23 protein-coding genes are annotated in these 25,465 nt (G+C 63.7%); 17 read left to right on the forward strand and 6 right to left on the reverse strand.

Annotation, left to right across the window (positions count from 1 at the left end; genetic code table 11):
- Positions 1–52: 52 nt before the first annotated feature.
- Positions 53–1,135, reverse strand: coding sequence for a tartrate dehydrogenase (locus B0G77_RS33955; protein WP_133666177.1), 1,083 nt, complete (start codon positions 1,133–1,135; stop codon positions 53–55).
- 121 nt (positions 1,136–1,256) lie between these two features.
- Here B0G77_RS33955 and B0G77_RS33960 point away from each other — a divergent pair, with 121 nt between their 5' ends.
- Positions 1,257–2,195 carry a LysR substrate-binding domain-containing protein gene (locus B0G77_RS33960; RefSeq protein ID WP_133666178.1) on the forward strand — a complete coding sequence of 313 codons (939 nt, stop codon included), beginning with the start codon at positions 1,257–1,259 and terminating at the stop codon, positions 2,193–2,195.
- Here B0G77_RS33960 and B0G77_RS33965 read toward each other — a convergent pair.
- The 4 genes from B0G77_RS33965 to B0G77_RS33980 all read right to left on the reverse strand — a co-directional run bounded on the left by B0G77_RS33965 (position 2,192) and on the right by B0G77_RS33980 (position 6,112).
- Positions 2,192–2,689: a winged helix-turn-helix transcriptional regulator gene (locus B0G77_RS33965; RefSeq protein WP_133666997.1), complete on the reverse strand. Its 498-nt coding sequence runs from the start codon at positions 2,687–2,689 to the stop codon at positions 2,192–2,194. The two genes, B0G77_RS33960 and B0G77_RS33965, sit on opposite strands and share 4 nt — an antisense overlap.
- A gap of 53 nt (positions 2,690–2,742) precedes the next feature.
- Positions 2,743–4,140: an aspartate aminotransferase family protein gene (locus B0G77_RS33970; RefSeq protein ID WP_133666179.1), complete on the reverse strand. Its 1,398-nt coding sequence runs from the start codon at positions 4,138–4,140 to the stop codon at positions 2,743–2,745.
- Positions 4,141–4,320: 180 nt separating this feature from the next.
- Entirely contained in the window at positions 4,321–5,247 is a 927-nt protein-coding gene (locus B0G77_RS33975; RefSeq protein WP_133666180.1) for a glyoxylate/hydroxypyruvate reductase A, read from the reverse strand.
- Between the two features lie 4 nt (positions 5,248–5,251).
- Positions 5,252–6,112 carry a GNAT family N-acetyltransferase gene (locus B0G77_RS33980; protein WP_133666181.1) on the reverse strand — a complete coding sequence of 287 codons (861 nt, stop codon included), beginning with the start codon at positions 6,110–6,112 and terminating at the stop codon, positions 5,252–5,254.
- 269 nt (positions 6,113–6,381) lie between these two features.
- Between B0G77_RS33980 and B0G77_RS33985 the strand changes: the two genes are divergently transcribed.
- The 11 genes from B0G77_RS33985 (at position 6,382) to B0G77_RS34035 (ending at position 18,851) form a co-directional block, all read left to right on the forward strand.
- A complete protein-coding gene (locus tag B0G77_RS33985; RefSeq protein ID WP_133666182.1) occupies positions 6,382–7,860 on the forward strand; it encodes an aldehyde dehydrogenase family protein in 1,479 nt (492 codons plus the stop codon).
- Positions 7,861–8,071: 211 nt separating this feature from the next.
- Complete coding sequence (locus B0G77_RS33990; RefSeq protein WP_133666183.1) at positions 8,072–8,740, forward strand: haloacid dehalogenase type II; 669 nt, start codon at positions 8,072–8,074, stop codon at positions 8,738–8,740.
- 64 nt (positions 8,741–8,804) lie between these two features.
- Complete coding sequence (locus tag B0G77_RS33995) at positions 8,805–10,082, forward strand: FAD-binding oxidoreductase (RefSeq protein WP_133666184.1); 1,278 nt, start codon at positions 8,805–8,807, stop codon at positions 10,080–10,082.
- A gap of 55 nt (positions 10,083–10,137) precedes the next feature.
- Positions 10,138–11,754: an ABC transporter substrate-binding protein gene (locus tag B0G77_RS34000; protein WP_133666185.1), complete on the forward strand. Its 1,617-nt coding sequence runs from the start codon at positions 10,138–10,140 to the stop codon at positions 11,752–11,754.
- 128 nt (positions 11,755–11,882) lie between these two features.
- Positions 11,883–12,839 carry an ABC transporter permease gene (locus B0G77_RS34005; protein WP_133666186.1) on the forward strand — a complete coding sequence of 319 codons (957 nt, stop codon included), beginning with the start codon at positions 11,883–11,885 and terminating at the stop codon, positions 12,837–12,839.
- Positions 12,836–13,786: an ABC transporter permease gene (locus B0G77_RS34010; protein ID WP_133666187.1), complete on the forward strand. Its 951-nt coding sequence runs from the start codon at positions 12,836–12,838 to the stop codon at positions 13,784–13,786. The genes B0G77_RS34005 and B0G77_RS34010 overlap by 4 nt, the downstream gene beginning before the upstream one ends.
- Positions 13,783–15,630, forward strand: coding sequence for an ABC transporter ATP-binding protein (locus B0G77_RS34015; protein ID WP_133666188.1), 1,848 nt, complete (start codon positions 13,783–13,785; stop codon positions 15,628–15,630). The genes B0G77_RS34010 and B0G77_RS34015 overlap by 4 nt, the downstream gene beginning before the upstream one ends.
- Entirely contained in the window at positions 15,627–15,938 is a 312-nt protein-coding gene (locus tag B0G77_RS34020; RefSeq protein ID WP_133666189.1) for a (2Fe-2S)-binding protein, read from the forward strand. The genes B0G77_RS34015 and B0G77_RS34020 overlap by 4 nt, the downstream gene beginning before the upstream one ends.
- A complete protein-coding gene (locus B0G77_RS34025) occupies positions 15,923–17,293 on the forward strand; it encodes an NAD(P)/FAD-dependent oxidoreductase (protein ID WP_133666190.1) in 1,371 nt (456 codons plus the stop codon). The genes B0G77_RS34020 and B0G77_RS34025 overlap by 16 nt, the downstream gene beginning before the upstream one ends.
- Positions 17,290–18,450: an FAD-binding oxidoreductase gene (locus B0G77_RS34030; RefSeq protein WP_133666191.1), complete on the forward strand. Its 1,161-nt coding sequence runs from the start codon at positions 17,290–17,292 to the stop codon at positions 18,448–18,450. Before B0G77_RS34025 ends, B0G77_RS34030 begins: the two co-directional genes overlap by 4 nt.
- Entirely contained in the window at positions 18,447–18,851 is a 405-nt protein-coding gene (locus tag B0G77_RS34035) for an AraC family transcriptional regulator (protein ID WP_133666192.1), read from the forward strand. Before B0G77_RS34030 ends, B0G77_RS34035 begins: the two co-directional genes overlap by 4 nt.
- 6 nt (positions 18,852–18,857) lie before the next feature.
- Here the strand turns inward: B0G77_RS34035 and B0G77_RS34040 are convergent, their stop codons facing one another.
- Complete coding sequence (locus tag B0G77_RS34040; RefSeq protein WP_133666193.1) at positions 18,858–19,829, reverse strand: LysR family transcriptional regulator; 972 nt, start codon at positions 19,827–19,829, stop codon at positions 18,858–18,860.
- Between the two features lie 183 nt (positions 19,830–20,012).
- Between B0G77_RS34040 and B0G77_RS34045 the strand changes: the two genes are divergently transcribed.
- The 5 genes from B0G77_RS34045 (at position 20,013) to B0G77_RS34065 (ending at position 25,459) form a co-directional block, all read left to right on the forward strand.
- Positions 20,013–22,250 (forward strand): NADP-dependent isocitrate dehydrogenase, encoded by a 2,238-nt coding sequence (locus B0G77_RS34045; RefSeq protein ID WP_133666194.1) that lies wholly within the window; start codon positions 20,013–20,015, stop codon positions 22,248–22,250.
- A gap of 536 nt (positions 22,251–22,786) precedes the next feature.
- Positions 22,787–23,944 carry a patatin-like phospholipase family protein gene (locus B0G77_RS34050; protein ID WP_133666195.1) on the forward strand — a complete coding sequence of 386 codons (1,158 nt, stop codon included), beginning with the start codon at positions 22,787–22,789 and terminating at the stop codon, positions 23,942–23,944.
- 79 nt (positions 23,945–24,023) lie between these two features.
- Positions 24,024–24,275, forward strand: a complete 252-nt coding sequence (locus B0G77_RS34055) for a hypothetical protein (protein WP_133666196.1) — start codon at positions 24,024–24,026, stop codon at positions 24,273–24,275.
- 309 nt (positions 24,276–24,584) lie between these two features.
- Positions 24,585–24,887 (forward strand): hypothetical protein, encoded by a 303-nt coding sequence (locus B0G77_RS34060; protein ID WP_133666197.1) that lies wholly within the window; start codon positions 24,585–24,587, stop codon positions 24,885–24,887.
- Positions 24,888–25,153: 266 nt separating this feature from the next.
- Positions 25,154–25,459, forward strand: a complete 306-nt coding sequence (locus B0G77_RS34065) for a hypothetical protein (RefSeq protein ID WP_133666198.1) — start codon at positions 25,154–25,156, stop codon at positions 25,457–25,459.
- Positions 25,460–25,465 lie beyond the last annotated feature (6 nt).

The following is a 25,465-nucleotide window of genomic DNA, read 5'->3' on the forward strand; positions in this document are numbered from 1 at the left end:
TCCTTTGTTGCGGGCGTGGCGGGTATTGCTGGCGTGACTGGTATTGCCGGTGTTACAGGAGGCGTTGTGCAATCGCCTCGCCGACCTGGGTCGTGCTGGCGTGGCCGCCCAGATCGCCGGTACGTGGCCCCTCTTTCAGCGTCGCTTCGATGGCGGCGAGAATCGCATCGTGCGCGTCGCGCTCCCTGCCTTCGTGGTGGCCGAGGAAGTCCAGCATCATCGCGGCCGACCAGATCATCGCAATCGGATTGGCGATGTTCTTGCCCGCGATGTCGGGCGCCGAGCCGTGCACGGGTTCGAAGAGCGACGGAAACCGGCGGTCGGGATTCAGGTTGGCCGACGGCGCAAGACCGATCGTGCCCGTACACGCAGGCCCGAGGTCGGACAGGATGTCGCCGAACAGATTGGTGGCGACGACGACATCGAAGCGGTCGGGGTTCAGCACGAAGCGCGCGCAGAGAATGTCGATGTGCTGCTTGTCCCAGCTGACGTGGGGATACTGCGCCGCGACTTCTTCCGCACGCTTGTCCCACCACGGCATGCTGATTGCGATGCCGTTGCTCTTCGTCGCGACCGTGATTTTCTTGCGGTCCCGGCGTTGGGCGAGATCGAACGCGAACTTCAGCACGCGCTCGCTGCCATGGCGCGTAAAGATGGATTCCTGTACGACGAATTCCCGCTCGGTGCCCTCGAACATCACGCCGCCGACCGACGAATACTCGCCTTCGGTGTTCTCACGCACGATCCAGAAGTCGATGTCGCCAGCGCGGCGCCCGGCGAGCGGAGAGGGGACGCCTTCAAAGAGACGCGCCGGACGCAGATTGATGTACTGGTCGAACTCGCGCCGGAATTTGAGGAGCGAGCCCCACAGCGAGATGTGATCCGGCACCTTCGCAGGCCAGCCCGCGGCGCCGAACAGAATGGCGTCGCAGTCTGACAGTTGCGCCTTCCAGTCGTCCGGCATCATCTGGCCATGCTTTTCGTAGTAGTCGCAGCTGGCCCACTCGATGTGCCGGTAATCGAGCTCGATGCCGAAGCGTTTGCACGCAGCGTCGAGCACGCGCAAACCCTCTGGCATGACTTCTACGCCGATGCCATCGCCTGGTATCACTGCGATCCTGTATTTGCTGGTCATGTCGTCCTCTCTCCCTGAATACATGCGAATAACACTGCCCATTTTATTCCCATGGAAACGGCTTAAAATGAGTCTTTTGGTTAATCCACCATGCACGATTCGTGCATAAAGATATCCGCCGATGAACGCGCCTCGAACGCCAGAACTCGATGACCTGCGCGTGTTCTGCATGGTCGCACGCAAATCCAGCTTTAGCGCGGCGGCGGAAGCGCTCGCGGTATCGCCGGCGTATGTGAGCAAGCGCGTGGGCGTACTGGAAGCGAGCCTCGGCACGCGGCTCCTGCATCGCTCGACGCGACGCGTGGCGATCACCGAGGCCGGCGAGCGGGTCTACGCATGGGCCGAAAAAATTCTCGACAACGTCGACCAGCTCGTCGAGGACGTCTCGACGACGCGCCGCATTCCGCGCGGCACGCTGCGTGTGTCCAGCAGCTTCGGCTTTGGCCGGCATTTCGTTGCGCCCGCGCTCGCGCAGTTCTCCGACCGCTATCCGCAGATCAGTGTGCGGCTGGATCTGTTCGACCGGCTGGTGGACGTGGCTGGCGAAGGTTTCGATCTGGACATCCGCATCGGCGACGAGATTGCCTCGCATCTGATCGCACGGCGGCTCGCTTTCAACCATCGCGTGCTGTGCGCGTCGCCGGAGTATCTGGCGCGTCACGGCGCGCCGAAGCAGGTCACCGATCTGCCGTCGCATTCGTGTCTCGCGATCAAGGAGCGCGACCATCCGTTCGGGCTGTGGCGGCTCGATGTGCGGGGCGAACCGGTTTCCGTGAAGGTGACCGGGCCTTTGTCCACGAATCATGGTGAAGTGGCCGTGCAATGGGCGCTCGCCGGACGCGGCATCGTCCTGCGTTCGATGTGGGATGTCAGGCCGTTGCTCGAAAGCGGGCAGTTGCAGCAGGTCCTGCCCGATGTCACGCAGCCCGCCAACATCTGGGCGGTGTATCCGGCGCGCCTCGCCCAGTCGGCGAAAGTGCGTGTGTGCGTTGACTTCCTGTGCGAGGCGTTCGTGCAGACGGGTCTCGCCGTGGGCGCCGAGGCGGATGCGTCGCGTTAGCCCTGGTGCGGCGAAAAGAGGATTTCCAGCGGATAGTGATTCTTCACGAACGGCGATTTGATGATCACGTAGCTGAAGTACTTTTCGATGCCGATATCGCGCTCGAGCAAACCTTCGATCACGCTCTGATAGTGGCTCACACTGCGGGTGACGAACTTGAGCAGGTAGTCGTAGCCGCCGCTCGCGAGATGGCATTCAATGATCTCGTCGACGTCGCGAATGGCGGCGACGAACTTGATGAAATCTTCGCGACGATGGTCCGCGAGCGTGACTTCCGTGAAGACGATTTGCACGTCGCCGAGCTTCTCCAACTGGATCTGCGCGCCATATCCGACGATATAGCCCGCTTTCTCCAGACGCTTGACGCGGATGAGGCAGGGGCTGGGCGACAGCCCCACCGCGTCGGCAAGCTCGACGTTCGTTATGCGGCCTTTCTTTTGAAGTTGGGAAAGGATACGCAGATCAATCCGGTCAAGCTTGCAGTCGCTGCTCATTGTCACGTGGTCGCTCGGGCCGTCGGCCGCTTCGTGTCTAGGTGAACTCTACTTTAGCATGCGATGACACCGGCTCTACGGTCCAGCGCGGCCCTTACATCGGGTGCTGCGAGGACGTCGTCGAGGGTCTTTTCGAGGCGTTCGAACAGCAGATCGAACTCGGCCGCCGTATAGGACAACGCAGGCGCAAAGCCGAGAATGTTGTCCCCGAATGCACGGAACACGAGCTTGTTGCGGTAGGCCGCGCTGGCGATCCGGTCGGACAGTTTCAGCGATGGATCGAAGCCCGTCTTGCTGTCCTTGTCGGACACCAGTTCGAGCGCGCCGAGCAGGCCGCGATGACGTGAGTCGCCGACGAGCGGATGCGCGAGCAGCGCATCGAGTCCGTGGGCGAAGCGCGGTGCGAGCGCGGCAGCGTTCGCGAGCAGGCCGCCTTCGTGATAAAGCCGCATGACTTCGAGGCCGATCGCCGCGCTGACCGGATGAGCCGAGTACGTGTGGCCATGACCGACGATGGCGCCAGGATCGGCGTCGGCGATGCCTTCGTAGATCTCGTGCGACATCAGCACGGCGCCCATCGGCGCGTATCCGGAGGTCAGCCCCTTGGCGACCGTCATCAGATCGGGTTCGACGTTTTCCGCGGCGCACGCGAAGAGCGGCCCCGTGCGGCCGAAGCCCGTGATGACCTCGTCGGCGACGAACAGGATGCCGAGTTTTCGGCACGCGTCGCGCATGGCTTTCAACCAGCCGACCGGCGGCACGATCACGCCGCCCGAGCCCTGAATGGGCTCGCAAAAGAACGCCGCCACGTTATCGGCACCGAGCGCCGCGACCTTTGCTTCGAGCGCGGCGACCGAGGCGGCGATCAGCGCGCTGTCGTCCGCGAACTCGCTGCGGTATGCATACGGCGACGGGATGTGATGCTGGGTCGGCAGCGGCACGTCGAAATTGTGATGAAACGCGGGCAGCGCGGTCAGCCCCGAGCCGAGCGCCGACGAACCGTGATAGCCGCGCTGCAGCGCGATGAAATGCTTCTTCGACGGTCTGCCGGTGGCATTGAAATAGTGTGTGATGAAGCGCAACGCGGAATCGACGGCGTCCGAGCCGCCGAGCGTGAAGTACACGTGCTGCAACGAAGCGGGCGACAGCTCGACCAGCTTCGCTGCGAGTTCGATCGCCGGTGCCGAGCCGAAGTGAAAGTAGCCTGTCGCGTAGGGCAACCTGTTCATTTGTGCCGTCGCGGCTTCGACGATGCTCTGCTGGCCGTAGCCGACATTCACGCACCAGAGCCCCGAGAAAGCATCGAGTACTTCGTTGCCGTCTGCGTCACGCAGGAACGAGCCGGAGGCGGATTCGAGAACGGTGACGCCGCGCGCTTCGTGCGTGCGGTAGTTGATGACGGGATGAATCAGGTGCCGGCGATCGGCTTCGATGAGTGAGGAGTTCGGCATGGTGGCTTCTCGTGCGGGTGGGCTGTCGACGGGTTCATACTACCGACCCATCGCCTTCACACGTTGCGCTAAAAAAACCGCTGAAAAGCGCATGCCACGCGTTTTGCTGCACTCGCGCAGCATTTTCTGCCGCGTGCTTCAGGTGCTTCTCAGGGACCTGAAGCACCTTGCCACCGCATTTCAGTAGCCCTGACTCCGGTCGATCTGGCCCAGCATCGGCAGTCCGGCGCGGTGCCGGCGCAGATTGTCGAGCACGACTTCGACCGCCGTTTCGGGGCGCGTGGCACTCGCGATGTGGGGCGTGATGCGCACGCGCGGGTGCGTCCACAGCGGATGGTCGGCGGGCAGTGGTTCGGGATCGGTCACGTCGAGAATCGCGTTCTGCAATTGCCCACTATGCAGCGCCCCGAGCAGGGCGGCATGATCCAGATGCGGACCGCGTCCGGTCTGGATCAGCGACGCGCCGCGCGGCAGCGTGGCGAACAGCTGCGCATTCAGGATGCCACGCGTGGCGGGCGTGAGCGGCAGCAGGCAGATCAGGATGTCGGTGCGGGCGAGAAACGCGTCGAGGGTCTCCATGCCTGCATGGCATTCGACGCCTTCGATGTCGCGCGGCGAGCGGCTCCAGCCCGCGCATGCGAAGTTGAACAGACGCAGCCGTTCGAGCACGGCCGTACCGAGCACGCCGAGCCCGAGCACGCCGACACGCCGCGAGGATGCGGCGCGCACGGGCAGCTCTTTCCACGTTTTGTCCTGCTGCTGAAGACGGTAATCGAACAGGTCGCGGTGCACGGTCAGGACGGCCTGTGTGACGTATTCGACCATGCCCTCGACGATCCCCGGTTCGATCATCCGCACCACCGGCACGTGCGACGGGACGCTCGACAGATCGAACTGATCGACACCTGCGCCGACTGAAAACACCACTTCGAGGTTGGGCAGCGTGCGCGCGGGGTCCTCGGGCGGCTGCCAGGCGGCGAGATAGCGGATTTCGGCAGGGTCGCCGACATTCGGCCAGAGACGGAAGGACAGTTCTGGCGCACGTTGCGCGAACAGTTTCGCCCACTGTTCGCCGCGCGCCGGATCGGCCTTGTAGAGGAATGCCATGGGATCAGCAGATAGCCTGGTTGATGATGCCGTACTGGCGGAAATCGGGATCGTCGGGATGGGTTTCGGACCCGTTGCGTACCATCTTGATGACGGTGTCTACGCGCAGCAGCCCGAGTTCCTCGAGCCAGCCGGTCAGGCCACAATCGCCGGGCACATCGATCCTGACGAACATGCCCGCGTTCAATGCAAGCCAGTGACTGATCAGCGCCCTCGCACGCGACGCATCGGCGCAAGCCGGCGCCACCACAGGGCCAATGGCATGCCCGCGGCCGAAGCGGCGGAACACCGCGAAGCCGATGAGTTCGCCATCGCGGTCGAGCGCAATACCGTCGGCGGTTTCCATCAGCGCGGGCAGGATCGCGCTGCGGTCCAGCCCGCTTGCCCGCGACGCCAGTTCGATGAGACGCGGCATGTCGCTCGCGCCGAGCGGCCGGAGACGCTCACCCGGCGGCAGGGAGACGAGCGGCGGCTGGAAGGCCGCGCCTTGATGCTGGTCGAGTGTGCCGACGGCTCGAAAGCCCAGCTTTTCATAGAGCGGCTGCCCGGCGGGTGTTGCGTGCAGAAAGGTGATGCGCGGGCCGAGTTCTTCGAGCAGGCTTTCCATCAGCTTTTTGCCGACGCCCTGCCCCTGGTGCGCCGGGGACACGATGACCATCCCGAGCGACGCTGTCTCGTCACCGTACTTCCAGCACAGCGCAGTGCCGATCACGCTGCCCGCCTGTTCAGCGACGAACCCGGTGCCGGCCTCTGCGACGAAGCGCCAGTCATCCACGCGATGCGGCCATTTGAGCTCGACCGTGAGCGCGTGCGCGGCCGCAAGGTCGTCGCTGGTGAAGCGTCTGTAGGTTATTGGAGCGGACACGCCTGACCCCTCGATGGCTGGAACGGCTCCACTCTGTCACCCGGCGCGCGGCGTGACTAGGACGATCTTTCTATCGCCTGTCACCTGCGGCCGGAAACGCGAAATCGATGCAAAACGTGTTGTTCGGGCCACCCATGACGCGTGCGATGTGCTGAACGCGGATTTTTGTCGGCGAAATATGCTGGGTGAACAGTCCTACGATCCTGTCATGCCGATCACGTTGCTTCCGTACACGTTCCCGATCGGCCTGCCAGCGAGGACCTTCTCTTATGGACAGCTTCAATCCGGCCGACATCGTCGTTCGAGGTGGGCATTTCATCGGCGGTGACTATGTCGACGAATCCGGGGGCGGTATCGATGTCCTCCGCCCGTCCGACGGCGTTGCCTACGCGGCCGTGCCGTGCGGCGATGCCGCGCTGGTCGACCGGGCTGTCGGCAACGCGTGGCACGCGTTCCGCACGAGCGGCTGGGGGCGCATGGCGCCGCGCGAGCGGGCCAGGATCCTGCGCCGTTTCGCCGATCTCGTCGCCGCGGATGCGGCGACGCTGGGTCCGCTGGAGGCGCTCGGCTCGACCCGTCCCGTGCGCGATGCCATTGCATGGGACGTGCCGTTCACCGCAGAAGGCATCCGCTTCTACGCCGAATTCGCGGATAAGGTGGGGGGCGACGTCACTGCTACCGATCACGATCATCTCGGTATGACGATTGCCGAGCCTTACGGCGTGGTCGGCGCGATTGCACCGTGGAATTTTCCGCTGGTGATGGCGTCCTGGAAGATTGCGCCCGCGCTGGCCGCGGGCAACGCAATCGTGCTCAAGCCGTCGGAGATGACCCCGTTCTCCGTGCTGCGTCTCGCCGAACTCGCGGTGCAGGCGGGCGTGCCGGCCGGCATCTTCAACGTCGTGCAGGGCGATGGCCGCACAACCGGCGATGCGCTTGTGCGTCATCCGTTGGTCGGCAAGGTCACCTTCACCGGGTCGACCCGAACCGGTGCGGCGATCATGGCCGCCTGCGCGCAGACCGGAACGAAACCCGTCACGCTGGAGCTGGGCGGAAAGAGTCCGCAGATCGTGTTCGCCGATGCCCCGCGCCTCGACGACGTCGCTCGCCGCATCGCAGCGGCGATTACGACCAATGCGGGCCAGGTGTGCGTGGCGGGCTCGCGCCTGCTGGTGGAACGCAGTATCGCGGAGCCGCTCGCTGAGCGCATCGAGCGGATTTTTGCCGGGCTGAAGCCCGGAGCGACCTGGCAGGCCGGCACGACGCTGCCACCCATCATTTCCGAAACCCAGGCGGCCCGCATCGACGCGATCGTCGGGCGCACGCTCGATTCGGGCGCGACGCTGCGCTACGGCGGCCAGCGCGCCGACGGCGCTACCCCTGGCGCCTTCTACATGCCGACCTTGCTGGCCGGCGTCACGCGGGAAGCCGAGGCGGTGCGCGAAGAAGTGTTCGGGCCTGTCCTGACCCTGCAGACGTTCGACACGGAAGAAGAAGCGCTCGAACTCGCCCAGCATCCGGAATACGGCCTTGCGGCCGGGGTGCATACATCGGATCTCGGCCGGGCGCTGCGCTTCGTGCGCGGGCTGGAGGCCGGCACGGTGTGGGTCAACCGTTACGGCCGCAGCGCCGACTTCATGATCCCGACGGGAGGCTACAAGCGCTCCGGCATCGGCAAGGACCTGGGCAAACAGGCTTACGAAGCGAACCTGCGCTTCAAGAGCGTACTGATCGATCTTCACGGCTGACGAGGATGTTGCGGCGCGTCAGCGAACAGCCGTTCCGGGCGCCGCAGACTCTGCTGTCAGATGGCATCAAAACGCGTGCTTTGTGTTATTCGCGGCGCCCTAATCAGAGACATCTTTGTTTTTGCGCTGATTAAATCTTCTGCAGGCACACGCCTTTGTCAACGCAACCGGATGGCATCAGCCATTCACCACCACGACAGGACTGACCACCATGATCGAGTTCGAGCCGAAATACATTACCTTCGACTGCTACGGCACCCTCACCAGATTCCGCATGGCGGACATGACGCGCGAAATGTACGGCGACGAATTGAGTACCGAGGACCTCGAAAAACTGGTCACGTTCTTCGCGGGCTATCGCCGTGACGAAGTGCTCGGTGCATGGAAACCGTATCGCGATGTCGTCGTCAATGCATTCGAGCGTGCCTGCAAGCGCGTGGGCGTGAAGTTCGACGAAGCACGCGCCGAAAAGATCTATACCGCAGTGCCGACGTGGGGCCCGCATCCGGACGTGCCGGAAGGCTTGTCGCGCCTGGCGAAGAAGTACAAGCTGGTGATCCTGTCGAACGCCTCGAACGACCAGATCCAGAGCAACGTCGACAAGCTCGGCGCACCGTTCCATGCCGTGTTCACGGCGCAGCAGGCGCAGTCGTACAAGCCGCGCATGCAGGGCTTCGAATACATGTTCGACCAGCTCAACTGCAATCCGGAAGACGTGCTGCACGTCTCGTCGAGCCTGCGCTACGACCTGATGACGGCGCACGATCTCGGCATCAGACACAAGGCTTTCGTCAATCGCGGCCACGAACCGTCAACGCCGTACTATCAGTATTACGAAGTCAACGACATTCCGCATCTGGCGGCCGAACTCGGCCTGTAATCACGACGGGTCGCCGCAGGCGGCGGCCCTGGATACGTCATCGCCCACTCTCAGGACGCATCGGATGAAGCTCGATTCCTACTGGCTCGATACCGCACCGCCCCTGCTGTCGGCGAGTGAAGGTCCGGTCGACGGCCAGACCGACGTTGCCGTGATCGGCGGCGGCTTCACAGGCCTGTCGGCGGCGCAGGCACTGGCCAGCCGGGGCGCCTCCGTGACGGTGCTCGATGCCGGACGGATCGGCGGCGGCGCCTCCGGCCGCAACGGCGGACAGGTCAATACCGGCGTCGCGCAGGATTTCGCGGCGCTCGTTGGGCAACTGGGACTGGAACGTGCGCGAGGCTGTTATCTCGCGTATGCGGCGGCGGTCGATACCGTCGAGCGGCTGATTCGCGAAGAGGGCATCGACTGCAACTATCTGGCGTCGGGAAAGCTGAAGCTCGCGTCGAAGCCGCATCACTTCGACCACCTTGCGAAAACCGCGGAGCTGATTCGCCGTGAAGTCGATCCCGACATCGACCTCATCGGTCCCGAGCGCATTCGCGACGAAGTGCAGTCCGACAGCTTCCACGGCGGTCTGCTGCAACGGCATGGCGGCCAGATGCACATGGGCAGGTTCGCGGTCGGCCTCGCCGAAGCGGCCGCACGCAAAGGCGCGAGACTTTACGAGCATGCGGCTGTGTCCGCGATCGTCAGGAACGGCCATGGCGGTTACCGCATCGTTTCGGCGCGCGGTGAGTTGCAGGCCAAACAGGTGTTCGTCGCAACCGGCCCGTCGCGGCATGGACCGTTCGGCTGGTTTCGCCGGCGGCTCGCGCCCGTCGGCTCGTTCATCGTCGTCACCGAGCCGCTCGATGCGGCGTTGCTCGCACGCATGTTTCCGAACCGGCGCGCGTACACGACCACGCGTCTGATGCACAACTACTTTCGCGTGACGCCGGATGCGCGCCTGCTGTTCGGCGGCCGGGCACGCTTCACGGCGTCGGAGCAGCCGTCCGACGCGAAGAGCGGACGCATCCTGCAGGAAGGACTGGTTGCATTGTTCCCGCCGCTCGCGTCGGCGCGCATCGACTATTGCTGGGGCGGGCTCGTCGACATGACGGCCGACCGGCTGCCACGCGCTGGCCAGCATGACGGCATCTATTTCTCGATGGGCTACAGCGGGCACGGGACGCAGATGTCGACCCACATGGGGCAGGTGATGGCCGACGTGATCGAAGGTCGGGAAGACGCCAATCCATGGCGCGATCTCAAATGGCCGGCGATACCGGGACACACCGGCAAGCCCTGGTTTCTTCCCATCGTGGGCACGTACTACCGCATCAAAGACGTTTTTTATTGATTCCAATGACTGGCTGACAAAAAGCCACCCCTGCTTACACTCGCGGAGAAGTTCGATGAATAAGGAAGACTCGCAATTTGCTGCTGTTCAGCCCGGTTCCGAACTGGAGCGCCTGACGAAGAAGGGCGCGTCGCGGCGCGAGGTGCTGCGCGCGATGGCGGCCGCGGGCATGATGTCGATGACGGGTGCCGGTCTTTTCGCGGCGAGTGGCGCGGCCCTCGCCCAGGCGAAACCGAAGCAGGGCGGCAAGATCCGGGTGGCGACTCAGTCGGCTTCGGCCGCCGATACGCTCGATCCGGCAAAGGGCGCGCTGGCCACGGACTACGTCCGCTGCAACATGTTCTACAACGGTCTGACCGAACTCGATTCGCATCTCGGCGCGAAGATGGCGCTGGCTGAATCGCTCGAAACGAAGGACGCGACGGTGTGGGTCGTGAAGCTGCGCACAGGGGTGCAGTTCCACGACGGCAAGGCGCTCGCGCCCGCCGACGTCGTCTACTCGATCATGCGGCACAAGGATCCGGCGACCGCCTCGAAAGCGAAGACGCTCGCCGACCAGATCAAGGAAGTCAAGGCGACCGGCCCGAACGAAGTCACGATCACGCTTGAAGGCCCGAACGCCGACCTGCCGGTGATTCTCGCCACCTCGCACTTCCTGATCATCAAGGACGGCACGAAGGACTTCAAGACGGCAGTGGGCACGGGCCCATACAAGGTCAAGGAGTTCTCACCCGGCGTTCATACGGTCGGCGTGAAGAACGAGAAATACTGGAAGCCCGGTCTGCCGCACCTCGACGAAATCGAACTGATCGGCATCGGCGACGAATCGGCACGCGTGAATGCGCTGCTGTCCGGTGACGTCCAGCTCATCAACGCCGTGAGTCCGCGCTCGACGGGCCGTATCAAAGGCACCAGCGGCTTCACCGTGCTGGAGACGAAGACGGGTCAATACACGGACCTCATCGTGCGCGACGAAGGCGGCATTACCGCCAACGCGGATTTCCGCATGGGCATGATGTACCTGCAGGACCGCGAGCAGATGCGCCGCGCGGTGTTCCAGGGGTACGGATCGATCGGCAATGACCAGCCGATCGATCCGACCAACAAGTACTACCTCGCAGGTCTGCCGCAACGCACGTTCGACCCGGACAAGGCGAAGTTCTACTTCCAGAAGGCGAAGGTAGGCAGCGCGCCCGTGCAGATCTTTGCGTCGCCGGCAGCGGACGGCTCCGTCGAAATGGCGATGCTGCTGCAACAGGCTGCGCCGCAGGCGGGCCTGAACCTGCAGGTCACGCGCGTGCCGGCTGACGGCTACTGGTCGAATCACTGGATGAAGCATCCGCTTGGCTACGGCGCGGTGAATGCGCGCCCGAGCGCGGATGTGCTGTTCACCCAGTTCTTCAAGTCCGATGCCCCGTGGAATGAAGCAAACTGGAAGAGTTCGAAGTTCGACCAGATGCTGCTCGCCGCACGTGGCGAACCGGACGATGCGAAGCGCAAGAAGATCTACGGCGACATGCAGGTTCTCGTGCACGAAACGGGCGGTATCGGCATTCCGATGTTCCTGAGCTCGCTCGATGCGCACACGACGAAACTGCAGGGTCTTGGCTCGATTCCGCTGGCCGGCCTGATGGGCTTCACGTTTGCGGAGAACGTCTGGCTCGAAGCCTGACCTGCCGGCTGTTGCCGTGGCCGTGGCCTGAATGAATCTCAGGCCGGCAACCGGCTCACGGTCGATCAGCAGCAACGCGCACGCTGCCATCCCATGAGCGAGCGGTTTTACCCCAGGAGGCAATTTCGATGAAAGCATACGCGCAACGACTCATTGCCGCGCGGCTCGGCCTCGCGCTACTTACGTTGCTGCTGGTGTCGGCGCTGGTGTTCGCCATTACTGGCCTGCTGCCGGGCGACGCCGCCCAGGAGGCGCTCGGCCAGGCCGCCACACCCGAAGCCGTCGCGGCGCTGCGCCATCAGTTCGGACTCGATCAACCCGCGCTGCAACGCTACGTCGAATGGCTTCTGCATATCGTGCGGGGCGACTTCGGCACATCGCTGTCGAACAGCATGCCGGTCAGCCAGCTGATCGCGACGCGTCTGCCGAATTCGCTCGTACTTGCCGGGCTGACGACGCTGGTGTCGGTTCCTGTCGCGCTCGCCATCGGGATCCTGTCGGCGATGTTCCGCGGCTCGCTGCTCGATCGTGCGCTCAATGTGATCACGCTTTCGGCGGTCGCTGTGCCGGAGTTTCTGATTGCCACCATCGCGGTGCTGGTCTTCGCCGTGAAGCTGCGCTGGCTGCCGGCGCTCTCCTATCTGTCGGAAGTATCGTCGTTTGGCGGGCTGCTGCGCATCTATGCGATGCCCGTGATGACGCTGTGCTGCGTGATCGTGGCGCAGATGTCCCGCATGACACGCGCTGCCGTGCTCGATCAGCTCAATTCGTCGTACGTCGAGATGGCGGTGCTGAAGGGCGCTTCGCCGACCCGCGTCGTGTTGCGGCACGTCGTGCCGAACACGATCGGCCCGATCTCCAATGCGGTCGCGCTGAGCCTGTCCTATCTCTTTGGCGGGGTGGTGATCGTCGAGTCGATCTTCAACTATCCCGGCCTTGCCAGCCTGATGGTGGATGCGGTCACGAACCGCGACATGCCGCTCGTTCAGGGGTGCGTCATGGTCTTCTGCGCGGCGTATCTCGCGCTCGTGCTGATCGCAGACCTCTGTCAAATCGTGTCTAACCCGAGGCTGCGTCAACGATGAACCGTCCAGTCAATCCCCCTCTTCCTCACGCCGGTACGGAGATCTACGACGTGTCCCGCGACGATCCCCTCGGCGAAGCGCCCGCAACCGAAGCCGCGACGGCCGCGCCCCGGCTGTTGCAACGGCTGGCGCGACGCCTCTCGGTGCTCGGAATGATCGGCCTCGTGATCGTCGTGTTCTGGCTCGCGGTGGCGTTCATCGGACCGCTTGTCGCGCCGTACAAGGGCGGTGCGCTGACCTCGACGGAGATCTTCGGCACCTATAGCGTGGCGCATCTGCTCGGCACCGACTATCTCGGCCGCGACATGCTGAGCCGGATTCTTTACGGCACGCGCTACACGGTCGGCCTCGCACTGGTCGCGGCGGTGCTGGCCAGCCTGATCGGCACCTGCTTCGGGCTGCTCGCCGCGCTGTCGGCCCGCTGGATCGACGAAGTGCTGAGCCGGCTGTTCGACGCGCTCATTTCCATCCCGAGCAAAGTGCTCGCGCTCGTCGTGATTGCCGCGTTCGGATCGTCGATTCCGATGCTCATGGGAGTCGCCGCGCTGGCCTATATTCCCGGCGCGTTCCGCATTTCGCGCTCGCTCGCGGTGAACCTGATGACGCTGGAGTACGTGCAGGTCGCGCGGGCTCGCGGCGAACGGCTGCCTTACATCGCGCGCGTTGAGCTGCTGCCGAACATGATCCATCCGATGCTGGCCGACTTCGGCCTGCGCTTCGTCTTTATCGTGCTGTTGCTGAGCGGTCTGAGCTTTCTGGGTCTGGGCGTGCAGCCGCCGAACGCGGACTGGGGCTCGCTCGTGCGGGAAAACATCGGTGGCCTGTCGGAAGGCGCGCCGGCGGTGCTGATGCCGGCGGTGGCGATCGCGTCGCTGACCATTGGTGTGAATCTGCTGATCGACAATCTGCGCCGCCGCCACGGTCGCGGACAAGGAGGCGCGCAATGAATGCCGGCAACATGATCGAAGTAAGGGGTCTGCGCGTCGTCGCGGGCGCGGCACCCGACCCGGTTGTCGAAATCGTCAAGGGCGTCGATTTCTCGGTGAAGAAGGGCGAGGTGCTGGCGCTCATCGGCGAGTCGGGTTCGGGCAAGACGACCATCGCGCTGTCGCTGCTGGGCTACGCCCGCGCAGGCTGCTCGATCAGTGGCGGCAGCGTACGGATCGGCGAAATCGATGTGCTGTCGCTGGATCAGGCCGGCCGCCAGGCGTTGCGCGCACGCACAGTCGCCTATGTCGCACAGAGCGCGTCGGCGGCCTTCAATCCCGCGCGAACCATCATGGACCAGGTCGTCGAGCCCGCGCTGCTGCATCGGCTGATGACGCGCGATGTGGCATGCACGAAGGCAATCGCCCTGTTCCGTTCGCTCGCGCTGCCGACCCCTGAAACGATTGGCGAGCGCTACCCGCATCAGGTCTCGGGTGGTCAGCTGCAGCGGCTGATGGCCGCCATGGCGCTCATCACGGACCCGGCGGTCGTCGTGTTCGATGAGCCGACCACCGCGCTCGACGTCACGACCCAGATCGAAGTGCTGGCCGCGTTCAAGCGTGTCATCCGCGAGCTGGGCACGACAGCGGTCTATGTGTCGCACGATCTCGCCGTCGTGGCGCAGATGGCGGACCGTATCGTCGTGCTGAACGGCGGGCTCGTGAAAGAGAACGGCGAGATCGCGCAGGTGCTCGATGCGCCTGTCGATGCGTACACGCGCCAGCTGCTTGCTGCGTCGCGCCATCCCGATGCCCCGGCCGATGCACGCCCGGCCAGTAGCGCTGCTGTACCGCCGCTGCTCGAAATCCGCGGTCTGTCGGCGGGCTATGGCCGGATCGACCGGGCTACCGGCCTGCCGGCCGCACGCATCCTGGACGACGTGAGCCTGTCGATTCCTCGCGGCAGCACGCTGGGCGTGATCGGCGAGTCGGGATCGGGCAAGACCACGCTTGCGCGCGTGATCGCGGGGCTGCTCGGGCGCGCCAGAGGCGAGGTGCTGTTCAACGGCGAACCGCTGCCCGCAGAGCTTTCGCAGCGCACGCACGAGCAGTACCGGCAGATCCAGATCGTGTTCCAGAACGCCGATACCGCGCTGAACCCCAGTCACACGATTGCAGACATCCTTGGCCGGCCGCTTGCGTTCTATCACCGTCTGCGCGGGGCGGCAGCCAGAAAGCGCATGCTGGAACTGCTCGATCTGGTGAAGCTGCCGGCTTCGATCGCTGAACGCAATCCGGCGGGTCTGTCGGGCGGCCAGAAGCAACGGGTCAACTTCGCGCGGGCGCTGGCCGCGGAACCCGCGCTGATTCTCTGCGATGAGGTGACGTCAGCGCTCGATACGGTGGTAGGCGCAGCGATTCTCGACCTGCTGGGCGAACTGCGCCGCGAACTCGGCGTGTCATATATGTTCATCAGCCACGATATCTCCACGGTGCGCGCCATCTGCGACGATGTGATCGTGCTGTACGCCGGGCATCGCGTCGAGGCCGGACAGCGCGATGTGCTCGCCGCGCCGCCGTATCACCCTTACACGGGCTTGCTGGTCAACTCAGTGCCGGCGCTCAGGCCTGGCTGGCTCGACGCGCGCTGCAGCGTCAGCAGCGCTGCTTTGCCACCTCTGAGTGCCAGCGGCGACAGCCCGGAACTGTGCAGCTTCCGCGCGCGTTGTCCGGTGCGCATCGAAGGAAAATGCAACGCCACGGCGCCGTCACTCAAGCGCCTCGAGTCGGGCGCCGAGATTCTTTGTCACCATTCGAGCGAGGAGCTTGACCGTCTCCAGCGTCTGGAGGTGATTCCAGCATGAACGCACGATTCGTTCGGGTGGCGGAGACCGGGCGCAAGACCTTTCCGGTGACCATCGATGGCGTGGTGTGCGAGGCCGCCGAAGGCGACACGCTGATCGTTGCGCTGCTGACCACGGTGTCGGCGTTGCGCGATTCCGAATTCGGCGACGGACGGCGCGCCGGCTTCTGTCTGATGGGGGCCTGTCAGGATTGCTGGGTGTGGACCACCGGCGGCGAGCGGCTGCGTGCATGCAGCACGCCGGCTACGCCCGGCATGTCGATCGTGACGCGGCTCACCGAAGGAGAGGGCATATGGCCGCGCGGGTAATCGTGATCGGCGCCGGTCCGGCCGGCGTGCGCGCCGCGCAGGCACTCGCCGGGGCGGGGCTCAGGCCCACCGTCATCGACGAAGGCAGGCGCGACGGCGGCCAGATCTATCGCCGGCAGCCCGAGGGCTTTTCGCGTGCCTACGATGCGCTGTACGGAACCGAGGCCGCCCGTGCCGCGTCCGTTCACGCGACGTTCGACGCGCTCAGGTCTCGCATCGACTATCTGCCGGAAACGCTCGTCTGGAATATCTCGCCCGGCATGGTGCATCTCGTCAGCGGCACGCGCTATCACACGCTGAAGTTCGATGCGCTCATCGTCTGTAGCGGGGCGACCGACCGGCTGATGCCGGTGAAGGGCTGGCAACACGCGGGGACTTACACGCTCGGCGGCGCGCAAGTTGCGCTGAAGTCGCAGGGGTGCGCGGTGGGTGCGCGCACGGTGATGATGGGCACCGGCCCTCTGCTGTATCTCGTGGCAGCGCAATACGTGAAGGCCGGTGCGCAGGTCTCCGCTGTGCTGGATACGTCGACCGCGCTGCAGCGGCTGCGCGCGTTGCCAGCGCTGCTGTCGATTCCCGCGTCGCTCTGGAAGGGACTCGCGCTGATGCGCGTGCTGCGGCGAGCGAAGGTGCCGGTCCATCGAGGCGTGCGGCCCGTGGAGATCAAGGGAACGCCTCAGGATGGCGTGACCGGCGTCGCGGTAAAGCTGCAGGACGGCGCGTTGTTCGAGCGTGCGTGCGACGCTGTCGCGCTCGGTTATCACCTGCGCCCGGAGACCCAGCTCGCCGACCTGGCCGGGTGCGAGTTCCACTTCGACGAAGCCTCGCAGCAATGGCTGCCACACACCGACGAAGACGGACGAAGCAGCGTCAAGGGCGTCTATCTCGCGGGGGACGGCGCGCGCGTGCGCGGCGCCGATGCGGCTGAGCGTTCCGGACGCCTTGCCGCGCTTGCGGCGATGCGCGACGCAGGCATGGCCGTCGAGGGTATCGATACGCTACGCGCGGAACTGCAGCGCTTCACGCGCTTTGCCGCCGGCTTGCGCACCGCGTTTCCGTGGCCGGCGGAACTGGCGGCAGCCGTGCCGGACGACACGCTCATCTGCCGTTGCGAGGCCATCACGGCAGGCGAATTGCGCCGTGTCGTGCGTGAAGCCGGTGCGCGCGAAGCCAACCGCGCCAAGGCATTTTCGCGGGTCGGCATGGGGCGTTGCCAGGGGCGCTATTGCGGGCACGCCGGCGCCGAGATCATCGCGGCCGCGGCGTGCGTGCCGCTTTCCGCCGTAGGGCGGCTACGCGGCCAGGCGCCCGTCAAACCGTTGCCGATGGCGCTTGTCGAGGACACCTGCGAATGACTGCGAGCGAAGCGGATGTGATCGTGATCGGCGGCGGCATCATGGGCGCCACCACGGCATTTTTTCTGAGCCGCCGCGGGCGCTCAGTGCTGCTTCTCGAGCGTGGCCAGACGGGCCAGCAGGCGAGTGGGGTGAACTTCGGCGGCATCCGTCGTCAAGGGCGCGCCCTCTCTCAACTGGCGATGGCGAATCGCGCGCTTGCCACCTGGCGGCACGCGGCCGAATGGCTGGGCGAGGACATCGAGTTTCTGCCGTCCGGGCATACGCGAGTGTGCTATCACCCGCACGACGCCGCGTACTTCGAGACCTACGCCAAAGAAGCGCGCGCCTTCGACCTCGAACTGGAAGTATTTCAGGGCGAAGCGGTGTTTCGCCGCTTTCCGTTTCTTGGGCGGGAGGTGCTGGCCGCATCGGTCTCTCCACTCGATGGTCACGCGAATCCTCGCCTTGCTGCGCCAGCTTTCGGGCGCGCAGCGGCGAGGATGGGGGCACAGGTGCTCGAGAACGTGGAGATCGTGCGAGTCGAGAAGGAGGGCGGTGGTTTCCGGGTCGAGAGCGCGGATGGCGTCGTCTATCGGGCAGCGCAGCTTGTGATCTGCGCTGGCGCGTGGGCGGACCGGTTGAGTGCGCAGTTCGGCGAGCCTGTGCCGCTTGCCGCGCGCGGTCCGCAGATGGCCGTGACCGAACCCGTGCCGTATGTGTTCCGCTCTTCGATGGGCGTCTATACGTCCATCAAGGAAGAGAGTGTTTATTTCCGCCAGATTCCACGCGGCAACATCGTACTCGGCGGCGGTCCTGCCGGGCCGGCGGATGCCGACACGCAACGCGCGTCGGTGTTGCCGCTCAACACGGTGCGACAGCTTGCGCAGTTCCGCAGACTGGTGCCGGCGCTCGCGCCGCTTCATGTCATTCGTGTGTGGAGCGGCGTGGAAAGCTATCTCCCCGACAGCGAGCCGGTCATCGGGCCAAGCTCGAAGCAGCCGGGACTCTTCTATGCATTCGGCTTTAGCGGGTCGGGCTTCCAGATCGGCCCCGGTGTCGGAGAGACGCTTGCGGAACTCGTCGATACGGGCAGCACGTCTATTCCGCTCGAGGCCTTTTCGATTTCACGCTTTGCAGCGCAACCCGCTGTTCCTTCTGGATGTGGCACGTCATGAAACACTCCGAACCACTCGAAGAGGCACGGGCGTTCATCGAAGCGCATTTCAACGAGCCCGTCACGCTCGCGCAACTGGCGGCGCTGTCGGCGCTGAGCGTGTCGCGCTTCGCGACTGCGTTCAGGCAACGGTTCGGTTCTTCGCCATATCGTTACCTGTGCAGATTGCGCATCCAGCATGCGCAGTCGCTGCTTCTTGCGGGCGTGCCAGGATCGGCGGTGGCGACCGAGGTGGGCTTTTTCGATCAGAGCCATTTCGGTCGGCATTTCAAGCGATGTTGCGGCATGACGCCCAGCATGTTCGTCGAGCGCGCAGCGGCGCGCAAGACCATGCGTGGCTCACCGCCCTGTCGGCAGGCGATGACGGCAGAACCGAACGCATCGGGCGCAACGATGTCCTGAGGCGGGTCAGCCGAGCGGGAGTCCGGCGCGTTTGAGGGCCTCGCGAATGCCGAGCGCGGGGCATGCACGATCCACTTCGCGGATGTCCGCGCGCGTTTCGTCGATGATCCAGTCGCGCAGACGCGCCACCGCCGGCCGCATTGGCCTGTTCGGCGGCGCGACTAGACAGCAGCGGCGGCTCGTGACGACAATCTCTTCGGTTGCCGGCAGCAGTACGCCTTCGGTGATCCAGTGCGCGACCACGTTGAGCCAGCCTAGCCCTATCCCTTGCCCGAGCAGCGCTGCCTGTACGACGATCGCATAGTCGTTCAGGCGCAGTGTGGCTGCGTTGCGCCGCCGCTTTTCAGGAAACGTCCTGAACCGGTCCTGCCAGCCGCGTTCGTCATCGTCCATCACGATGAACGTATCGCCCTGGCCGTTGTGGCGGTTCTGCTCAGCCTGTTCGCAATACCTGCGGCTGCACACCGGCAACAGCACCTCGGGCATGACGAGCGCGGCGGTGTCGTCGATCTCGTCCTCCGCAAGAAAACGCATGCCAAGATCGACATCGACGAGCGGGCCGCCGATGCGGCCGGAAATCAGCTGAAACCGCAGATCGAGGTTCGGAAACGCGCGATTGAGACGGTCCATGCGGGGCATCAGCCAGTGGGTCGTGAACGCCGTGGACACCGAAAGCGTCACGCTTTCCACGCCAGTCTCACGTGCTTCGATCTCGGCGATCGCGCTCTCTATGCCGGCAAACCCTTCGGAAATCTTGCGGTAGAGGATGCTGCCGTTCTCGGTCAGTTCGATGCCGCCGCGTACGCGTTCGAACAGCCGGACGCCCAGGTGGTCTTCCATGCGCGCGAGCATCCGGCTCACGGCAGGTTGACTGACGTACAACTCGCGTGCGGCATGCGTGAAATTTCCGCAGCGGGCGGCCGCTTCGAAAACGAACAACGCGTTCGCACTGGGTAATTTTCGGCGCAGATTTGGCATAACGTGATGTTATGCTGGATCCAGTCATTCGGGAATTTGCGTTTCAAGATTGGATTGCACGACGGCAAACTGGTCTGGTTTGGCCCGCCAAAACTCAAAATCAGGCAAAATTCGGTTATTGCTGCCGGCCTGTGACGCAGCCGGTGGCGTTCACCACCCTGTTTTCTGATCTTGAGACGAGCAATGAGCAGCCAGAAACCTACCATCATCTACACGCTGACCGACGAAGCCCCGCTGCTGGCCACGAGTGCCTTCCTGCCCATCATCCGCACATTCACCGCGCCGGCCGGCATCGACGTCACCACCAGCGACATTTCGGTGGCGGGCCGTATCCTGGGCGAGTTCCCCGAATTCCTGACCGAAGAACAACGGGTGCCGGACAACCTGGCCGAACTCGGCCGTTTGACCCTTCTGCCCGACAGCAACATCATCAAGCTGCCCAATATCAGTGCGTCCGTGCACCAACTGGTGAGCGCGATCAAGGAACTCCAGGCCAAGGGCTACAAGGTGCCGGATTTCCCGGAAGACCCGAAGACCGACGCCGAGCAGGCCATCCGCCTGCGCTATTCGAAGTGCCTCGGCAGCGCCGTGAACCCGGTGCTGCGCGAAGGCAACTCGGACCGCCGCGCACCGGCGGCAGTCAAGAACTACGCCCGCAAGAACCCGCACAGCATGGGCGAGTGGAGCATGGCTTCGCGCACGCACGTCGCTCACATGAAGCACGGCGATTTCTATCACGGCGAAAAGTCCATGACGCTGGACCGCGCCCGTGACGTAAAGATGGAACTGGTCACGAAAAGCGGCAAGACCATCGTGCTTAAGCCGAAGGTTGCGCTGCTGGACGGCGAAATCATTGACAGCATGTTCATGAGCAAGAAGGCGCTGTGCGACTTCTACGAAGAACAGATGGAAGACGCCCGCAAGACCGGCGTGATGCTGTCGCTGCACGTGAAGGCCACGATGATGAAGGTCTCGCACCCCATCGTGTTCGGCCACGCGGTCAAGATCTTCTACAAGGAAGCCTTCGCGAAGCATGGCAAGCTGTTCGATGAACTCGGCGTGAACGTCAACAACGGTCTCGTCAACCTGTATGAAAAGCTCGAAACGCTGCCAAGCTCGAAGCGTGAAGAAATCATCCGCGATCTGCACGCCTGTCACGAACATCGCCCCGAACTGGCGATGGTGGACTCGGCCAAGGGCATCTCCAACCTGCACGCCCCGAACGACGTGATCGTGGACGCGTCGATGCCGGCAATGATCCGCATCGGCGGCAAGATGTGGGGCGCGGACGGCCGTCCGAAGGACACCAAGGCCGTGATCCCGGAGAGCACGTTCGCCCGTATCTATCAGGAAATCATCAACTTCTGCAAGACCAACGGCAACTTCGATCCCGTCACGATGGGCACCGTGCCGAACGTCGGCCTGATGGCGCAGAAGGCTGAGGAATACGGCTCGCACGACAAGACCTTCGAAGTGCCGGAAGCGGGCGAAGCCCGTATCGTCGACCTCGCCACGGGCGAAGTGCTGCTGGTGCAGAACGTGGAAGAAGGCGACATCTGGCGCATGTGCCAGGTCAAGGACGCGCCGATTCGCGACTGGGTCAAGCTGGCCGTCGCGCGTGCCCGCAACTCGGGCATGCCGGCCGTCTTCTGGCTGGACCCGTACCGTCCGCACGAAGCCGAGCTGATCAGGAAGGTCGAGACCTACCTGAAGGATTACGACACCACGGGCCTCGACATCCAGATCATGTCGCAGGTGCGTGCCATGCGTTACACGCTGGAGCGTGTCATCCGCGGCCTGGATACGATCTCGGTTACCGGCAACATCCTGCGCGACTACCTGACCGACCTGTTCCCGATCATGGAACTAGGCACCAGCGCGAAGATGCTCTCGATCGTTCCGTTGATGGCCGGCGGCGGCATGTACGAAACGGGCGCGGGCGGCTCGGCTCCGAAGCACGTCAAGCAACTGGTGGAAGAAAACCACCTGCGCTGGGATTCGCTGGGTGAGTTCCTGGCGCTCGCCGTGTCGCTGGAAGAACTGGGTCTCAAGACTGAAAACGCGAAGGCCAAGATTCTCGCCAAAACGCTGGATGCGGCCACGGGCAAGCTGCTGGACAACAACAAGAGCCCGTCGCCGAAGACCGGTCAGCTGGACAACCGTGGCAGCCAGTTCTATCTGGCGATGTACTGGGCCCAGGAACTGGCGGCGCAGACCGACGATGCAGCGCTTGCCGCACAGTTCGCACCGCTCGCCAGGCAACTGACCGAAAATGAGCAGACGATCGTTGCGGAACTGTCGGCTGTCCAGGGCAACCCGGCAGACATCGGCGGCTACTACAAGCCTGACTTCGCGAAGCTCGACGCTGTGATGCGCCCGAGCAAGACGCTGAACGCGGCGCTGGCCGTTGTTCACGGTTAAGAAAAGCTGGCAGCACGGTCAGTCGACGTAGCGTGTTGTACTTGATCCGCTGAACGCCACCCTTCCGGTTGAAAGCCGGAAGGGTGGTTTGTACAGAAGGCGCGAGATGTCTGATTGCCGACAGATCATCGCGCGGATGCATGTGGTCGATTCTGACGGGGCGATCGCCCGATGCATGAATGATGGGGCAGTGTAAGTTGATTACGCGGCCCAAAGAATCAGTCATCCTGATTATATGATGACCGGGTTCACGTCATATGAAACAGCCAGGGTTGTGAGCCCGGAGATCTCCACGCCGGTGATGCACCATCCCACGCCGCCCGTTCGGCGCGCTTTTTTGCGCATGGACATCAGATAGGGCAGTATGAAGCGACGGCCGACGCGCTGCAGGCGCTGGCAAGCGACCGTAACCGGCCGGAAATACGCATACAAAACCGCTGCGAGCAGTCGGCGACAGCCCGACCGGCATCACGTCATATCGACCCGTGCCAGTGGCAGAATCACGGGAAGTGAAGTGTCCACAAGGGAGTCGAGCAATGGGCAAGAAGACGCGTAGTGAGCGTGACGATCCGCCACCTGATCAGCGAACCGGCTGCCCTGACATTCCCGGACAGGTCGTACTTGTCTTTCAGGGAGGCGGAGCGCTGGGTGCATACCAGGCTGGTGTCTACCAGGCGCTTCACGACGCGAAGGTCGAGCCCGACTGGGTCATAGGCACATCGATCGGCGCGATAAACGGCGCGATCATTACGGGCAACCGGCCGCAGGACCGGCTGGCGCGGCTGTCCCAGTTCTGGGACGGCGTCGCCCGTCACGATTGCGGGACGGCGGGCTGGCTGCCGGGCTTCGACAACTGGATGCGCGATCTGGCAATCGTGACGCAAGGCATACCGTCATTTTTTGCGCCAAGGCCAGCGTCGTGGACAGGCCTTCACGCACCTGTCGGAGCAGACCAGGCGGCGTTCTATTCGACCCACCCGCTACGCGAAACGTTGGCGTCGCTTGTCGATTTCGATTATCTGAATCAGAAAAATACGCGGCTGACAGTGGGCGCCGTCAATGTCTGCAGCGGACGTATGCGCTATTTCACGAATCGGGACAACCCCATGGATGTCGATCACGTCATGGCATCCGCGGCGTTTCCGCCCGGCTTTCCGTCGGTGCGACTGGAAGATGAGCCGTACTGGGATGGCGGGATCTATTCCAATACGCCGCTCGAAGCGGTTCTCGATGACCATCCTCGCCGCAGCTCGGTGATTTTCGCGGTGCAATTGTGGCCGGCAAGCGGGCCGGAACCCGCGTCGATCTGGCAGGTGATGAGCCGGCAGCGTGACATCCAGTATTCGAGCCGCGCGGAAAGCCATCTCGAACGGCAGAGGCAGATTCATCGGCTGCGCCATGTGATTCGGGAACTCGGCCGGCACATGCCGGAAGCACTGCGCGAATCCGCCGAGGTTAAGGAACTGCTGGGTTGGGGTTGCGGCACGACGATGCAGGTGGTGGAACTCGACGCGCCGAGATTCGAGGGCGACGACCTCAACAAGGACATCGATTTTACGTCGAGTGGGATCAGGCGCCGCTGGGCCACGGGTTATGAAGACACGGCCCGCGTTCTGCAGCAGTCACCGTGGCGCGACGCGCCCGACCCGATGGAAGGCATCTCGATCTACCGGATGAGTAGCCCAACGGGCTGACGTTGTTCGACCGACTTTTCCCCGGCAGGCTGGCCGCCGCTGTTCTAAAGAATTCCGGCCGCCTGTCGATAATCCTTTCATGGAAAAGCATCTCGAGCGAAGACTAATGGAATCTGCCGGCAATCCTGTTGCGGGTGAAATGGCCGCAAGCTCGGCCCGGTCTGGGTTGGCAGGCGCATTGTCCGATGCGGCGAGGCAGATACACGGGCTGCCCTCCCTGAACGAGGAAGAGGCAGAGGCGCTCGTCTTCATCGCGCGCATGGTCGAGAGGGGCGAACTCGACCCGATCGACGGAATCGACCTTTGCTGCCCGAGGCACGATTCGGCATAGCAGGTAGCCGGGAGCGTTTCGTCAGAACAATCTCTCGAAACGCATCGTGCAGCCATCCATACTCGATCACCGGCTCGCACACCTTCAGTAATGTGCGCGCAGGCCGTAAATGCAGGTGTCGTGAGATACAGCGCCGACGGTTCGGCACTGGGCCAGATAGCGTGGGGAAACAAAGCTTCGATCATCGAAGGCGCGCAGGTTGATTGCCACCTTCGCATCTGCACGGATGACGACTGCCTTTCCCTGCGATACCCGGCTTCATCGATTGCACCTATGCCCACAATCCGGGCGCGTCTCAGGAAGCCGTTAATGATGAAAGTAGCTGAAGTCACGTTCCCGACCTCCGTTGGAGGATCAACTGCTCACGAGGTCGCGAAGGGACGCGTGGTAAAGATCTTCATGCTGGACAGCGCCGTGCCGTTGTTCAATGTCGTGTTCGGAGGCATGCGCTTTCTGGCAGACAAGGAGCAAACGCTGAAGCAGATCGAGGCGTGCAAGGCGAGTGGCGGCGAGCAGATGCCGTCTCCTGCGTGGGAATGGAAATTCGATTCAGGGTTCGAGCATTCCGTCGACGGACACCGGAATAAAGGCTGGGTCCTCACTTCGCTTTGAGCATTCGCCCGTGCCAAAGATGCCCGGCTGCGAATCGATCTGAACCCGGCTCGACCGTTGCGTTACCGCGCGCTTCGGCGTGCCGGGTCAGGCCATGAATAACGCGCAGGTCATCAGGCTACTGAAAGGTGCGGGGCGCGCTTTCATGCTACGATCGCCTCCGTTTTTTCGAGGCAAACGACATGTTCCGCAGATGTTTTTGCGCCCTGTTTGCACTTCTGACGTGCTGGCCTGCGTTCGCTGCCCACGTCGACCAGGCATTTTCCATGACGGGTCTCACGCATGAGGGAGACACGGCCGTGTTGCGCTTCGACCCTGCTCCGTCTGCAACGGGCAAGCTCGTGATTCTCGGCGACCGCACGCATTCCGAAGCCAGGACGGTGGCGTTTTCCTACCGGGTACTCCCGGTTACGCCTCACGCACCCGGCAACCCCACGTTGGAAATGAGGTTCGCAGACAAGCAGTCTCTGACCATCTTTTGCGATCCGCTTTCGGATAACTGCCGATCCACCGATTTCGTAACGGAGGATGCCATAACGTTCTCGTTGCTCTGGCGCATCGAGAGGCACTGAGCGCAG

Source organism: Paraburkholderia sp. BL10I2N1 (assembly GCF_004361815.1).
Taxonomy (GTDB): domain Bacteria; phylum Pseudomonadota; class Gammaproteobacteria; order Burkholderiales; family Burkholderiaceae; genus Paraburkholderia.

Coding starts and splice junctions, on each gene's coding strand:
- B0G77_RS34055 (WP_133666196.1), top strand. CDS start 24,024: ATGGAAAAGCATCTCGAGCGAAGACTAATGGAATCTGCCGGCAATCCT.
- B0G77_RS33995 (WP_133666184.1), top strand. CDS start 8,805: ATGAAGCTCGATTCCTACTGGCTCGATACCGCACCGCCCCTGCTGTCG.
- B0G77_RS34015 (WP_133666188.1), top strand. CDS start 13,783: ATGAATGCCGGCAACATGATCGAAGTAAGGGGTCTGCGCGTCGTCGCG.
- B0G77_RS33965 (WP_133666997.1), bottom strand. CDS start 2,689: ATGAGCAGCGACTGCAAGCTTGACCGGATTGATCTGCGTATCCTTTCC.
- B0G77_RS34020 (WP_133666189.1), top strand. CDS start 15,627: ATGAACGCACGATTCGTTCGGGTGGCGGAGACCGGGCGCAAGACCTTT.
- B0G77_RS34010 (WP_133666187.1), top strand. CDS start 12,836: ATGAACCGTCCAGTCAATCCCCCTCTTCCTCACGCCGGTACGGAGATC.
- B0G77_RS34035 (WP_133666192.1), top strand. CDS start 18,447: ATGAAACACTCCGAACCACTCGAAGAGGCACGGGCGTTCATCGAAGCG.
- B0G77_RS34025 (WP_133666190.1), top strand. CDS start 15,923: ATGGCCGCGCGGGTAATCGTGATCGGCGCCGGTCCGGCCGGCGTGCGC.
- B0G77_RS33990 (WP_133666183.1), top strand. CDS start 8,072: ATGATCGAGTTCGAGCCGAAATACATTACCTTCGACTGCTACGGCACC.
- B0G77_RS33985 (WP_133666182.1), top strand. CDS start 6,382: ATGGACAGCTTCAATCCGGCCGACATCGTCGTTCGAGGTGGGCATTTC.
- B0G77_RS34045 (WP_133666194.1), top strand. CDS start 20,013: ATGAGCAGCCAGAAACCTACCATCATCTACACGCTGACCGACGAAGCC.
- B0G77_RS34040 (WP_133666193.1), bottom strand. CDS start 19,829: ATGCCAAATCTGCGCCGAAAATTACCCAGTGCGAACGCGTTGTTCGTT.
- B0G77_RS34050 (WP_133666195.1), top strand. CDS start 22,787: ATGGGCAAGAAGACGCGTAGTGAGCGTGACGATCCGCCACCTGATCAG.
- B0G77_RS33970 (WP_133666179.1), bottom strand. CDS start 4,140: ATGCCGAACTCCTCACTCATCGAAGCCGATCGCCGGCACCTGATTCAT.
- B0G77_RS34000 (WP_133666185.1), top strand. CDS start 10,138: ATGAATAAGGAAGACTCGCAATTTGCTGCTGTTCAGCCCGGTTCCGAA.
- B0G77_RS34065 (WP_133666198.1), top strand. CDS start 25,154: ATGACGGGTCTCACGCATGAGGGAGACACGGCCGTGTTGCGCTTCGAC.
- B0G77_RS34060 (WP_133666197.1), top strand. CDS start 24,585: ATGATGAAAGTAGCTGAAGTCACGTTCCCGACCTCCGTTGGAGGATCA.
- B0G77_RS34005 (WP_133666186.1), top strand. CDS start 11,883: ATGAAAGCATACGCGCAACGACTCATTGCCGCGCGGCTCGGCCTCGCG.
- B0G77_RS33975 (WP_133666180.1), bottom strand. CDS start 5,247: ATGGCATTCCTCTACAAGGCCGATCCGGCGCGCGGCGAACAGTGGGCG.
- B0G77_RS33955 (WP_133666177.1), bottom strand. CDS start 1,135: ATGACCAGCAAATACAGGATCGCAGTGATACCAGGCGATGGCATCGGC.
- B0G77_RS33960 (WP_133666178.1), top strand. CDS start 1,257: ATGAACGCGCCTCGAACGCCAGAACTCGATGACCTGCGCGTGTTCTGC.
- B0G77_RS34030 (WP_133666191.1), top strand. CDS start 17,290: ATGACTGCGAGCGAAGCGGATGTGATCGTGATCGGCGGCGGCATCATG.